9 protein-coding genes are annotated in these 14,227 nt (G+C 33.3%); 8 read left to right on the forward strand and 1 reads right to left on the reverse strand.

The genetic code is table 11. From position 1 onward, the window contains the following. Positions 1–132: 132 nt before the first annotated feature. Complete coding sequence (locus HMPREF3267_RS09935) at positions 133–1,197, reverse strand: NAD(P)/FAD-dependent oxidoreductase (RefSeq protein WP_002492328.1); 1,065 nt, start codon at positions 1,195–1,197, stop codon at positions 133–135. Between the two features lie 324 nt (positions 1,198–1,521). On the opposite strand from HMPREF3267_RS09935, the gene HMPREF3267_RS09940 reads away from it, so the two are divergent. The 8 genes from HMPREF3267_RS09940 to HMPREF3267_RS09975 all read left to right on the forward strand — a co-directional run bounded on the left by HMPREF3267_RS09940 (position 1,522) and on the right by HMPREF3267_RS09975 (position 14,227). Further along, positions 1,522–1,758: a YuzB family protein gene (locus tag HMPREF3267_RS09940; RefSeq protein WP_002459576.1), complete on the forward strand. Its 237-nt coding sequence runs from the start codon at positions 1,522–1,524 to the stop codon at positions 1,756–1,758. Between the two features lie 12 nt (positions 1,759–1,770). Next, entirely contained in the window at positions 1,771–2,130 is a 360-nt protein-coding gene (locus HMPREF3267_RS09945; protein WP_037540859.1) for a HesB/IscA family protein, read from the forward strand. A gap of 239 nt (positions 2,131–2,369) precedes the next feature. Further along, entirely contained in the window at positions 2,370–3,101 is a 732-nt protein-coding gene (locus HMPREF3267_RS09950; RefSeq protein ID WP_002478465.1) for a thioesterase II family protein, read from the forward strand. Between the two features lie 22 nt (positions 3,102–3,123). Next, positions 3,124–3,789, forward strand: a complete 666-nt coding sequence (locus tag HMPREF3267_RS09955; protein ID WP_062078805.1) for a 4'-phosphopantetheinyl transferase family protein — start codon at positions 3,124–3,126, stop codon at positions 3,787–3,789. Then, entirely contained in the window at positions 3,786–5,369 is a 1,584-nt protein-coding gene (locus HMPREF3267_RS09960) for a (2,3-dihydroxybenzoyl)adenylate synthase (protein ID WP_062078755.1), read from the forward strand. Before HMPREF3267_RS09955 ends, HMPREF3267_RS09960 begins: the two co-directional genes overlap by 4 nt. Positions 5,370–5,397: 28 nt before the next feature. Beyond that, positions 5,398–11,421: a non-ribosomal peptide synthetase gene (locus HMPREF3267_RS09965; protein WP_070823852.1), complete on the forward strand. Its 6,024-nt coding sequence runs from the start codon at positions 5,398–5,400 to the stop codon at positions 11,419–11,421. A 2-nt stretch (positions 11,422–11,423) separates the two neighbouring features. After that, a complete protein-coding gene (locus tag HMPREF3267_RS09970; RefSeq protein ID WP_062078760.1) occupies positions 11,424–13,532 on the forward strand; it encodes a bifunctional Gfo/Idh/MocA family oxidoreductase/class I SAM-dependent methyltransferase in 2,109 nt (702 codons plus the stop codon). 2 nt (positions 13,533–13,534) lie between these two features. Beyond that, on the forward strand, positions 13,535–14,227 hold the full coding sequence (locus HMPREF3267_RS09975) for a VOC family protein (RefSeq protein WP_002478460.1): 693 nt from the start codon (positions 13,535–13,537) through the stop codon (positions 14,225–14,227).

Here is a 14,227-nt window from a genome sequence, read left to right on the forward strand (position 1 = left end):
CTCGCTCCCGCAAGGTTGACAGGATTGAAAATACGCTGATACCAAGTTTTTTCAATCCTGTCAATTACTGTCAATATAGAGTTCGTAACCTAAAATATAATGATGTCCAAGACTTTATATTGAACAATTTTATTAACCATTATGGTATTTGTAGAGCCATAAGACACCTGATTTTAAAATAGCAGCAAGACGTCCGGTCACGGTACGATCCATGATATAGGCGAAACCTTGCTTTTCACCTAAAGAACCAAGGAAACCTTGTACTTTTAATTCTGGCATTTTATCTGGAAGCGCTTCGTTTGCCCATTGTTTTTTTAAGACATCGGCTATTTGATCGCCTTGAAGTTCTGCAAGTTGCGCACTTGGTGCGTGAGGTAAATCTGCACAGTCACCAACTACAAATACATTCGTATATGTAGGAATTTGATGATATTGATTTACAATCACGCGACCACTGCGATTAATATCTATCGGTAAATTTCTGACAATCTCAACAGGTTGGATACCAGCCGTCCATACTACTAAGTCGACGTCTTCAGGCTGTCCATTATTATATATTTTACCGGGTTCAACACCATCAATTGTCGAATTTGGTACCACCGTTACATCGTGCTTTTTGAACCAAGTTGCAATATAATTGCTTAGTTTTTCCGGGAAATTTCTTAAAATACGTTCTCCACGGTCATATAAGATAATCTGAATGTCTTTTCGACTTTCTCTCAATTCGCTTGCTAACTCAATCCCACTTAAGCCTGCACCAACGATACCAACTTTGGAACCAGCAGGCAGTTCGCTGATTTTATGAAATGTTTCACGAGCTTTAGATAATGTTTGGATACTATACGTATAGTCGTCAGCGCCAGGAACATTATGATATTTATCTTCACAGCCAAGTCCAATCACTAATTCATCGTAATCGACTTTTGTTTGACCGACCGAAATGATTTGGTCATCTAAGTTAATATCTGTAATTTCCCCATAAATGGTATTAATCCGCTCTGATTCTGGAAAATTCATGCGAACATCTGTATCAGACTTTGTGCCGGCTGCCAATGCATAAAATTCTGGCTTAAGGCCATGATAAGGCATGCGGTCGACTAACGTTAATGTGTAGTCAGCCGGTAATGCATTTGGTAAAATGTGCGACATAATACGCATATTACCGTAGCCGCCACCTAGTAATACTAAATTTTTCATAAATATACCCCTTTGATATGAAATCATTGTCACACATCACTCATATTTTCTTAAACTGATGTTATATTAATTGAGTGAAAAACTGTGTAAACTGCATTTACGATAACAAAACATCAATTTCCCCAAAAAATTGAAGTATTTTTATTTATGTGCTTATTATATCTTGTTTTTTTGATGACTACAAACAAATTTACGACTGGGCACAATCATATTGTAAACGTTTTATTGGAGTGCATATAAAAATCAAGATAATGAGCTGGCCGTATGCATATAGAAAGTATATTTGCTATAATAATATGACTAAAATGATTGAGAGGGTGTACTATGAATCCAATCGTGGAATTTTGTATTTCCAATATGGCACGTGGTGGACAATATGTATACGATCAACTTGAAGAGGACCCTGATGTCGATGTGTTAGAATATGGTTGTCTACAAAATTGTGGTATCTGTTCATCCGGGTTGTATGCATTGGTTAATGGTGATATTGTTGAAGGTGAAACGCCAACTGAGTTATTAAATAATATATATAAACATATAGAAGAAACATGGATTTTTTAGGAGGTCATGATGATGAGTACTGTAACTTTAACAGAAGCTGCTGCTTATGAAGTCAAAGATATGTTGAAAAGTAATGATATGGAAGACGGTTATTTAAAAATTAAAGTTAATGGTGGTGGATGTACTGGTTTAACGTATGGTATGTCTGCAGAAGAAACAGCAGGGGATAACGACGAAGTGTTAGAGTTCTATGGTTTAAAAGTACTCGTAGATAAAGATGATGCGCCGGTGTTAAAAGGGACAACAATCGATTTTAAACAGTCACTCATGGGTGGTGGTTTCCAAATCGATAATCCTAATGCGATTGCATCTTGTGGCTGTGGCAGTTCATTTAAAACAGCCAAAGTTTCAGGTACACCAGAAGAATGTTAATCACGTGTAGTTAAATATAAATTGAATTAAATATGTTAGAAAACCTTATGAGTCTCTCATAGGGTTTTTTTGTTTTCCCAAAAAAGAGTATAAAAAATAAAAATTATATAGAATTTTTTGGGAAACAATAAATTTTGCGTTAAATATCAATCAACATTGATAATCATTATCAATTAATGTAAGATAAAAGTGTAAATATCATTTTAAATCATAAAATAACTATAGGAGGAAAAAGGTATTTGGCAAATTATCTAATAAATCATGAAAAAGATAGAGATGAAGCGTTGATATTATTTCCCTTCGCAGGTGGGGGGGCGAATATTTATCGACATTGGAGTGATTATTTTCCGGCAACCAATGTGATGCGAGTGCTTTATCCAGGCAGAGAAAGTCGGTTTAGCGAAACGCCCATTTCCGAAATTAGTGAGTTAGTTCAAGAAATTTATGATGAATTAGTCCAAACATTTAATTTTGAACAAGACTATTATTTATTTGGCCATAGTATGGGAACTAAAATTGTTTATGAACTTGCATTAAAAATTAAACATAGCGGTTTAAATAATCCTAAGGCAGTGATTATTTCGGCGGGTAGAGCACCGTGTTTTAAAGAACCTGATCCTATATATCATCTTGATGATGCAGGTTTTAAACAGGGCTTGCAAGACTATGGTGGTACACCAAAAGAAGTATTAGAAAATGATAATTTAATCAAAATGTTTTTACCGATGCTAAGAGCCGACTTTGTCATTGATGAAGAATACCAAGATATGAATAAAGAACCCTTAGATAGTCCTATTTTGGCGTTGATGGGTACCTCAGATGAACAAATGACGCTAGAAGAGTTACTAGAATGGGAGCAATACACAACCAAATCATTTAGATGGGAATATGTAGAGGGTGGACATATGTTTATTAACGGTAATTCCGAAGAAGCCATCAATAAGATAAAGGCATATTTAAATGAAATATAAAATATATGAGCTAAATGATAACATGCACAATTTATCACAACGACTCATGCAACATTTGTTAAATGGTTATTCGGTGATTGTTATTGGTAGGACTGACAGAGTTAACAAGTGCGGTAATCAATCCAGTTTTTTAACAAAATCACAGCTTGCTAAACTAAAAAATTTAAAAAGAAAAAGCGACAAAGTGAATTATATTTATAGTCATGCACTTGTGAATTTGTTTTATCAATATCTATTGACGTGTGAGTTAACTGACTTGGTCTATCAATACACAAGCTACAAAAAGCCTTATATAGAAAATGCTTATAATATTCGCTTTAATATTTCGCATACTGAAGGTTGCTGTGTGGTTGCGTTTTCAATGGTTGATATTGGTGTAGATGTTGAAAATATAACAAGACAAATTGACTTCAAAGATATTATTGACTGTTATTTTAATGTGCACGAAGCGTTATATATTAGCGATAATCCGTATCATTTCTTTCAGTGTTGGGTTGCCAAGGAAGCATATTTAAAATGTATTGGTACAGGTTTGATGGAAGGATTGGATTATGTAGAAGTTCAAAAACGTTCAGGCAATCATTTTATAATATACAACAATAAAGATACAACAAAATCCATTGTGAGAATGGAAGATATAGATTCAAAATTTATTTTAGGTATTTCAATGATGGAGGTTCCAAAATGAAAAGGACAAAGAGAGAACAACTAGAAATATTTTATGATGAACAAGTTTGGGATCATCAAACACTAGATGAATTTATCCAAGAAAAAGTAAGACAGTACCCAGAAAAGATTGCACTTATAGATCGTGAGTTTGAATTTACATATCAAGAAATGTATGACGAGATAAATCATTTTGCGTATAAATTTTATCAGGATGGCATTAAACCGGACGATAAAGTGTTAATCCAGTTACCAAACTGCTTCGAATTTATTTTCGTCTTATTCGCATTATTTAAAATAGGAGCGATACCTGTATTAGCTTTAGCGACACATCGAAAAGTTGAGATCAAAGGTGTTTTGGAAGCGTCTGGTGCGGTAGCATATATAGCTAAAGATAAGTATTTAGGCTTTTCATATTCACAGCTGATTAATGAAATAGAAGGTGAACTAGGTTGTCAGATTAATCAATATATTCTTGGAAATTCCAAGCAATATAAAAATTTTTATTCCGCAAATCGTAATGATTATGACTATCGCTATTCAGAGGAATTAATCAAGCCATCTTATAATAATACTGCATTATTGTTACTTTCAGGCGGTACGACAGGTATACCTAAACTTATACCTCGTAGACATTGTGACTATATTTATGTTGCCAAACAATGTGCACAAAGATGTGGCTTAGATGAACATTCGACTTACTTAGTTGCTTTGCCTATCGCACATAATTTTCCTTTAGGTTGTCCAGGAATCATTGGAACATTAGCGGTCGGTGGCACAATAGTGATTTGTAGTGTTACGAGCCCTGATGAAATTTTCCCGTTGATAGATGAACAAGATATTACTCATTTAGCGCTTGTACCATCATTGGCGAAAATGTGTCTAGATTATCAAAAAGACAACGATGAAGATGATATCAGTTCTCTCAAATTAATTCAGGTGGGAGGTGCATTATTAGATTCATTTACTGCGCAAAAAATTGAAGAACAATTTGAGTGTAAATTACAACAAGTATACGGTATTGCAGAAGGATTAATTTGTATGACTGATAAGCAAGATGGCAATGAAGTCACTTATCACACACAAGGGACACCTATTTCTGAATATGACGAAATTAAAATATTAGATGATAGTGGAAAAGAAGTGCAGCAAGGTGAATATGGCGAGCTTTACGTCAGAGGCCCCTATACAATATATAACTATGAACATGCGCCACACATAAAATGTGTAGATGATGACATGTATTTTATGACAGGAGATAAAGTGAAGCAACAACCTGATGGAAACTTTAGAGTTGTTGGGCGTATCAAAGAGATGATCAATAAATCAGGTGAGAAAATTTTACCTAATGAATTAGAAGATGTCATTTTAGGCCATCCTAATGTTGACGAAGTCAAAGTAATAGGAGTACCAGATGAGGTTGTAGGTGAGAAAATTTGTGTCTGCATTAAAGAGAATACAAATATCAATCTTAATGAACTGAGAAATTATCTACAACAACAAGGTATAGCAAATTTTAAATTGCCCGATTTAATAAAAAAAGTACCCGTATGGCCTTTAACTACATTTGGGAAAATTGATGTTAATAGATTAAAAGAATGAGTTAAATAAGACATGGAGGTTTGTAGTAATGGAAGTGCTTTTTTCGAAAGATAAAATAAAACAGCTTATTAAGTCTTGGTTAACTGAAAAAACAAATCTTACACACATTGATGCGCACGAAAATCTTATTAATTTAGGCGTTCATTCAATAGATATCATGGCATTAGTCAGTAAATTGCGACGAGAAGGTTTAAGGATAAAATTTTCTCAATTAATAGAAAAACCTACATTTAGCCAGTGGATGTTACTTGTTGACAACAGTAAATTTAAAAAGAAAAAAAGTACTGTTCATCATTCAATAGAAGCGGTTGATAACTATCAGCCATTTCCTTTAACAGATGTACAAAGTGCGTATTTAATTGGTAGAGAACAGGATCAAGTGTTGGGTGGCGTTGGCTGTCATGCATACTTTGAAATTATAGGGCATCAAGTGGATATAGAAAAATTAAATCAAGCATGGAATGAGCTACAACGTATTCACCCTATGTTACGCTGCCGATTTATTGATAACCATCAACAACAATTTCTGAAAGAACCAATCAAAAAACGCATCGATATAATCGAATTAGATAACTTAGATGAAACGCAAGTATCAGTGGAATTAGCAAAATATAGAACAGAACTATCCCACAAAAAATTAGATGTTTATCGTGGAGAAGTGGCAAGCTTAACTGCTTTTATATTGCCACAGCAAAAGGTGCAAATAAGTTTAAATATCGATTTATTGGTAGCAGATGTTTTAAGTATCAGTATGATCATAAAACAATTAGCGCATTTATATCATGGTCATACTGTAAGTGAAGAACAAATCACGTTTAAGACATATTTGGAACAAAAGCAGATAGATGATGAACAAGTAGAACAAGATAAAACATTTTGGTCACACAAAATAGATGAATTGCAGTTGAATCCTATTCAATTACCCATTTTAAAAAAGCCAGAATTGGTAGAACAGGTAAAAGTATCAAGACATAAAAGAATAATTGAAAATAAGGTATGGGAAAAAATTAAAGAGAACGCAAAGCGATTTGACACAACGCCATCTATTGTTTTACTTACATGCTATATGTTGACACTAGAGAAATGGAGCAATCAAGAAGGCTTTTATGTCAATATTCCGTTGTTTAATAGAGAAAGTGATACAAAAGATGTAACGCATATAGTAGCAGATTTTACAAATCTGTTATTAGTTGAACATATACCTCATAAAAATGAACGCTTTGCGAATACGTTACAAAGAGTAAAGCAAACGTTTATTGAGAATGTATCCCATTCTGATTATAGCGGTGTACAAGTACAACGTGATGTTTCAAAAAAATATGGAGAAAGTATAAATATCGCCCCAGTCGTATTCGCATGTAATATTGATTATGAACTTGAAAACGATGAGACAAGACAAACATTTGGAGAAATATCGTATATGGTTTCTCAAACACCAGGCGTGTGGTTAGATTTTCAATCTTATCTTATTAAAGGCGACTTGCATTTATGCTGGGACAAGGTGGATGATTTGATAACAGATACAACGGTTGATGCGATGTTAGATGACTATCGTCGTTTGCTCGCATCATTAACAGATGTTGATAATTGGAATAAGACGAACGACATATTAAGCGAATATGTGGAAGACATACAGCTATCAGACTTGAAACAACCTAATGCAATGCTATATGAAGGTTTCGTGCGAAATTATCAGCAGACACCAGACAATATTGCATTAATAGCTTCAGATGATGGTAAACGTATGACTTACGGTGAATTATTTGACAAAGCCATGTCCGTTAAACAGATGTTAGAAGATATTGGCGTTAAGCCCCATGATTATGTGGGGATTACATTACCTAGAGGAATCGACCAAGTGGTGTCAATTCTCGGTGTGTTATTTGCCGGCGCTGCTTATGTACCGATTGGTATTCAGCAACCTAGTGATCGGAGAGACAAGATTTATAAGCAGGTAGGGATAGATGTCATTATTAGCAATACCAAATATATTGAGTCATGTTCATTAAGAAGTAGTCATAAAAAAATGATTGATGTTAATTTAACTACAAAGCCAAAAGATTGCAAGATTAAGTCTGTTAGTGCGAATAGCTCTGCATATGTCATTATGACGTCGGGTTCAACAGGTGTACCTAAGGGTGTTGAAATTACCCATAATAATGCAATGAATACAATACTTGATATTAATTGTAAGTATTATATCACCAATGAAGATACATTATTGATGGTGTCATCAATAGACTTTGATTTATCTGTTTACGACATATTTGGGATATTAGATGCAGGTGGCACGCTAATCCTCACAACCGAAGAGAATTTTAAAGATGCTAATAAATGGCTAGAAATCATTCATAAATATAATGTGACAGTTTGGGATTCTGTGCCTATTCTGTTTGATATGCTTGTTACCATGGCAGAAGGTAAAAATGAACATCTTCCTTTAAGTAAAGTATTACTGTCAGGAGATTGGATAGATTTAAACTTGCCACAGCGGTTTTACGAACGTTCAATGTCAGATAGTTTAGTCGTTGCGATGGGTGGTGCAACGGAAGCATCCATTTGGTCTAACCATATCGATGTTCCACATCAACTTCCTATTGACTGGATTTCGATACCATATGGAACAGCACTCAAAGGGCAAATGTATAAAGTAGTAGATAAATTTGATAGAGTATGCCCTAATAATGTAGTTGGAGAATTACATATTGGTGGACTTGGCGTGGCTAAAGGTTATATTGGTGACCAACAGCTAACTGAAGAAAAATTCTACTATGATAACAATCATGTTAAGTGGTATCGAACAGGTGACCAAGGTCGTATTTGGAATGATGGCACGATTGAATTTTTAGGTAGAATTGATAATCAAGTAAAAATCAAAGGGCATAGAATTGAAATCGGTGAAATTGAAAAAGCAATCTCAAACGCTATAGACATTAGTAAAGTGAAGGTTATTAAAACTAATAATGCACTTTCAGCATTTATTATTCCTAAAAGTCACACAACCATCTTAAATGATGAAAATGGTATTAAAGATATACCTCAAACATTATCTAGAATGAATAACATGATCTATCACGTATTAATGAAAATGTTTGAGAATTTAAATGCATTAGATAGCTTAAATTATCGTTCGTTTGAGACTATTTTAACAACATTAAATGTTCATAAAAAGTACGAGTCTATAGTGAACAAATGGCTAAATAGACTTATAGCTAAAGGCTATATTAATGAACAAGATGGCAAATACAAGCGTACATCTAAAGTAGATAATACTTATCAATACCCTGATGAAAACAAATCCATCATCAAATTTTTAAATAAATTAGAAAAATATTTACCTAAACTGATTACTGGAGAACTGAATCCTATTGAGCTGTTCTATCAGCAAGAACCAGAGTTAGCACCATCTAAACTTGCAGAACTAATGCCTTGGAATATGGCGATACAAGACTATTTGTTCAAAACTATCCAAGAATTAAACAATCAATCGATAAATGTCTTAGAGTTTGAGACAAGAAACAGCGCATTAAGCAGTGACCTTGTGCATCAAATCAATCATAAAGGCAAAGATTACCATTATTTAGATGAATCAAAATTATTAAATCGGGAGTATATTGATCATGACATTGGAATCGAAGTAAAAAACGACTTTGAGCAGCTAAAAGATTACCATTATGATGTGATTATTGCTGTTAACGCGCTTCATAGAAGTTTTAATATACAACAGCAGTTGATGAAACTTAAATCTAAGTTGAAACCAGATGGACATATAATTATTGTTGAACCTAATCTAAGTTTATTTATTGAACAAATTACGGTTGATATATTAAATGCTTATATTGGTGATTATAAGGGGAAATTAACTAGACGAGATTGGCAAAACATGTTTACTGAAAATAACTTTGATTGTCAGCGTATACAACAAGTTGGTAATGATAGGGTTTATGCTAATATTTATTGCATTTCTCCAACTGATATAACATCTGAATATATTACATCTCAACTGACGCATGTTATACCGAATTATATGATTCCAGCGCATATTTATTTCTTAAATGTATTTCCATTAAATAAAAATGGTAAAATTGATCAGAAAAAATTAAGTCAGTTAGCTCGTAAACAAAGAAACAGTGATTCCAGCGTTAAAGCTGACAACTTAACTCATATGGAACAAAAGATACTAAATATATGGCGTGCAGAGTTTAACGATAACACTATTAATAGCGATTCAAATTTTTATAACATTGGTGGCGATTCACTAATTGCTACACATATAGCTAAAGAAATAGAAACCGCATTTCATATAAATTTTACTATTAAAGATGCCATGGAAAACACAACAATCAAAGCGCAGGCTGCACAAGTTGAGAAGAATAAGAACCAAGCGCATACAGATGAAACCATCGAATTTCAAACTAATCCAGCAAAAGAAAATGAATCGTTTTCCTTAACTGATGTTCAATATTCTTACTTCATAGGCAGGAAAAAAGAATTAAGCCACCATAATGTATCGACGCATTGCTATTTCGAAATTAATGCTACGAATATTGAATTAGAACGACTAGAAAGAGCATGGAACAAGCTAATCCATAGCCACGGCATGATGCGAGCAATAATTACTGATGATGGCTTACAGCAAATATTAAGCGAAGTGCCATATTATAAATTTAAAACGAACCATCTTGAAAATAAAAATTCACAACAGCAACAAAGTTCGTTGTTGGAAATTAGAAATAGATTGTCTCATCAAGTATTAGATATCAATCAATGGCCCATTTTTAATATTGAAGTATCTATTTTATCTGACAGAGAAGTTAGACTGCATATTAGTTTCGACAATTTGATCTTTGATGGTTGGAGTATGTTTACATTGCTAAGTCAATGGAATCAGCTGTATCTTAACAAAGATATAAGCCAACAACTTACAGCGTTAAACTTTAGAGATTATGTATGCTACCTAAATCAACTTAAACAAACAGAGCAATACACCAAAGATAGAGACTATTGGTTAAAACGAGTCGGACGCTTTTTAACAGCACCAGAAATACCAACAATGGCTGTATCAAATGATGATGCAAATCAGTTTACAAGAAGAACATATCATGTTGATAAACAAAGTTGGCAAAAGTTAAAAGAAATAGCTAAAGGCATAGAGTTGACGCCAACCTCACTCTTGATCGGTATATATGCTGAAGCGATTAGGAAAGTCAGTCATAACGATAATTTTTCACTTAATATTACGCAATTTAATAGGTTGCCAGTACATCCTAATATTGAACATGTCATAGGTGATTTCACTACATTAACTTTATTAGAAATTAAACATTATGGCAGCACAACATTGTTAGATCGCTTTAAATATGTCCAGAAACAGCTCGTCAAAGATTTAGAACATCATCTGTATTCCGGTGTTGAATTTCAACGAGATTTAAGAAAATATTGTGAAATTAATGACTATATACTCATGCCGTTTGTATTTACAAGTGGTCTAGGTATACATGCACTTAATAGCCAAAACTTACTAGGAGAAATTGTTTACAATATTAGTCAAACGCCTCAGGTTTGGTTAGACAATCAAGTGATTGAACGAGATGGTGGTTTAGACATTTATTGGGATAGTGTAGATCACCGCATAGGTACAGACAACCTTGATAAAATGTTTGATTATTTTATTAAGATGATACTTGAGATTGCGCATAATAAAAATGTTCTAAATCATGAATTAAACGTAAGTGATAGATATGAAGATACTTATTTTACAAAAATAGATTCCGTTTTAGAAAATGATAATCAACTCGAAGTAAGTAGTTTCATAGACGATGTTAAAGATATTTTAACGGATATTGTTAAACAAGAGGTTTCTAACAGTAATAGCAGATTTTTTGAAATTGGTGGTGATTCTCTTAAAGCGATAGAACTTACCAATAAAATTAGAAACCAATTTAACGTTGAACTCGAACTATCCTTTATATTTACAAATCCTACTGTCGCTGATATTGCAGCTAAAATAGAAGGCTCACAACATATTAATCGTGATGAAGGGGTGTTGTAAATATGAAAAATTGTATTATATGTGGCAGTAGATTTGGTCAATTTTATATAGAGGCGATACGTAAACATGATGATATAAATATTTGTGGGTTGTTAGCAAATGGTAGTCAACGCTCTGTCGACTGTGCTGAATTTTATCAGTTAAATTTATATACGCATATCGATGAGATTCCGAGTCATATTGATTTTGCATGTGTAGCAATTAAATCAGAAGTTCAAGGTGGTCAAGGCAATATTATTGCCAAAAAGCTATTACAAAAAGGGATAGATGTCATATTTGAACAACCTATTTCTGAGAGGGAATATGCGGAGTTATATGGGGTCGCTCGAAAAAATCAACGTTATTTTGCAATTTGCAATTTATATAGTAGATTGCCATCAGTACAAAATTTTATCGAAAATTATCAAATCATAAAAAAGGAACAAGATGTTAAATATATCAATTTCGAATTTGCAACACAGTTATCTTATCCAGTGGCAGAAATACTATGTAAATTATTACCAGCGTTTGTAAATGAACCCCTCCCTGAAAAATTAAATAATGATGGACCGTATCATTTACTTTCGACTAATTTAAATGGTATTCAATTAAATTTAAGTGCGTACAATGAAGTTCGTGATGATATTGACCAATTTATGCGACAGTTATTCAATATAAAAATAGGATTTCAAGGTGGCGAACTAGCATTAACCGATCCGCACGGTAATGTGCAGTGGAGAGAATATATTCATTTTCCAAAAGAACACTTGTTGCCTTATAAATTAAAAGATCATCCACCACTTGGCATGCAAAAAAATAACATAGAAACGATATATTCAAGCTATGAACAAACACAGCAATTAATATTTACAGAACTTTGGACTCGGATGATTTTTGAAGAAATAAATTTATATTTAAACCAAGAATATTACAGTAAAAAATGCTTTAATTCCAAGGCACAGAGCCACATCAATCATGCCATGGCTTGGAAAAAACTTATGCAAGCATTTGGTTATCCACAAAAGACAGAAAATGATTTTTATGCGTACTTTGATGTCAGTCAGTTCAAATATGACATTGCGTCTGATGATGATATAAGTGGTCAACTGCTTAGATTAGAACGTGTATGTGCGCTCACCATGCTTTATGTATTAGGTAAGTATTTAGATAAGAAACAGTCTTATATGTTAGATGACATATTTGAAAGATTAGAAGTACATCCTAACAATAAAGACATTATGAGCAGATGGTTGAATTATTTAGTAGATCATTTTTATGTAATTAAAACTATGGATGATGCATATATTTTTGATTATCAAACGCTTACTAAAGATAACGTGCAACATGAATGGAATCATCTTGAGCAGCAATGGATAACATCTATTATGCCAAAGAAAATCTTCCAATATTTTAAAGCACACTTTGAGCATATTGAAGCTATCGTTAGAGGAGATAAACCAGTTAATTTAATTTTATTTGAACATGGAGATATTGACATTGCCAATGCGTTGTATCGCCATACAGCGATTGCACGCTATATTAACACACAAATTGCTTTATACGTTCAAACATGCGCAGAACATAGAAGGCTCAATATATTAGAATTAGGCGCTGGTACAGGTGCAACTACGACGTGCATTTTGAAACAAATCGGGCAGATATTTACGGGGTCGTATCTCTTTACGGATATTTCGCAGTATTTTATCTCGTTGGCAAAAAAACAATTTGTTGATAAAACCTTTATGCGATATCAACTTCTAAATATAGATAACCTTCATCATAGCAAATTAAATGCTTATCAGCCTATAGACATTGTGATCGCAGTGGGTGTTATTAATAACGCGAAGAACTTGAACAGATTACTTAAGGCTGTGCATCAGATTTTAACTAAAGGAGGCAAACTTATCATCGGTGAAGCTTATGGTGAATCGGCACCTATGTTAATTTCTCAAGCATTTATGATGACCGAGCCAACTGATATTAGAAAAAGTAAAAATACAACCTTTCTCACGCTAGATGAATGGTATGAACTATTTAATCAGACGGGATTTAAACTATTAGATAAAAAACCACAACAAAGCGATGAATTAGCATCATTTAAGCAAGCATTATTTATTTTAGAAAAGAGGTAATTATGTATAAAATTGGCCACTTACAATATAAAGTGAAAAATCTTGCACAAGCGATGGAAGCGTTCAAACAGCTAGGGTTTGAAATTGAAAGAGGCGGTGAAAAATCTAAAAATGCATTTATTTGGTTCAATGAGGGTCCCTATATTGAACTTATAGAAATGAATCGCACATTAATGCCATTTGCTTATATTTTTAGATGTATTTATGGCCGTGCAATGAAAGCGCGATGGAAAAAATGGTGTTGTAGTCAGCAAGGATTTATAGATTTTGCCATTGAAGCTCAAAAAGCTAGCTTAAGGTCTATTGCGCACTTTTCAAAAAACAAAACAATATTAAATCAATTTGAAATCAAAGGGAGAAAGGTGATTACGTGGTATAGAAAAAATTTAAAAAACGAAAAGATAGCATTTAGTTATTATCCAATTCTACCTGTAACATTACCGTTTGTGGTTTCAGATTATAGTACGCCACAGAGGCCTTCAAGTACAATTCATTCGAATCAATTCACAGAAATTGATAAGGTTATCTTCGTGTGTCAACCACAAGATTATCAATTGATGTGCCAATTGGTTTGTCATGATGACAAACTTCAATTAAAACAAGGAAATATTACAGAAATTGATAAAGTTATTTTGAAAAATAATCAAAATGAAACGTATCAATTATCTAATAAAATTACCTTAGAAAGGATGTGA

The organism is Staphylococcus sp. HMSC62D11, from assembly GCF_001839145.1.
Lineage (GTDB): Bacteria > Bacillota > Bacilli > Staphylococcales > Staphylococcaceae > Staphylococcus > Staphylococcus lugdunensis.

What these genes read in the sequence shown, in the direction of transcription:
- HMPREF3267_RS09960 (WP_062078755.1), top strand. Translation starts at nt 3,786, where the DNA reads ATGAAAAGGACAAAGAGAGAACAACTAGAAATATTTTATGATGAACAA.
- HMPREF3267_RS09935 (WP_002492328.1), bottom strand. Translation starts at nt 1,197, where the DNA reads ATGAAAAATTTAGTATTACTAGGTGGCGGCTACGGTAATATGCGTATT.
- HMPREF3267_RS09945 (WP_037540859.1), top strand. Translation starts at nt 1,771, where the DNA reads ATGAGTACTGTAACTTTAACAGAAGCTGCTGCTTATGAAGTCAAAGAT.
- HMPREF3267_RS09955 (WP_062078805.1), top strand. Translation starts at nt 3,124, where the DNA reads ATGCACAATTTATCACAACGACTCATGCAACATTTGTTAAATGGTTAT.
- HMPREF3267_RS09970 (WP_062078760.1), top strand. Translation starts at nt 11,424, where the DNA reads ATGAAAAATTGTATTATATGTGGCAGTAGATTTGGTCAATTTTATATA.
- HMPREF3267_RS09940 (WP_002459576.1), top strand. Translation starts at nt 1,522, where the DNA reads ATGAATCCAATCGTGGAATTTTGTATTTCCAATATGGCACGTGGTGGA.
- HMPREF3267_RS09965 (WP_070823852.1), top strand. Translation starts at nt 5,398, where the DNA reads ATGGAAGTGCTTTTTTCGAAAGATAAAATAAAACAGCTTATTAAGTCT.
- HMPREF3267_RS09975 (WP_002478460.1), top strand. Translation starts at nt 13,535, where the DNA reads ATGTATAAAATTGGCCACTTACAATATAAAGTGAAAAATCTTGCACAA.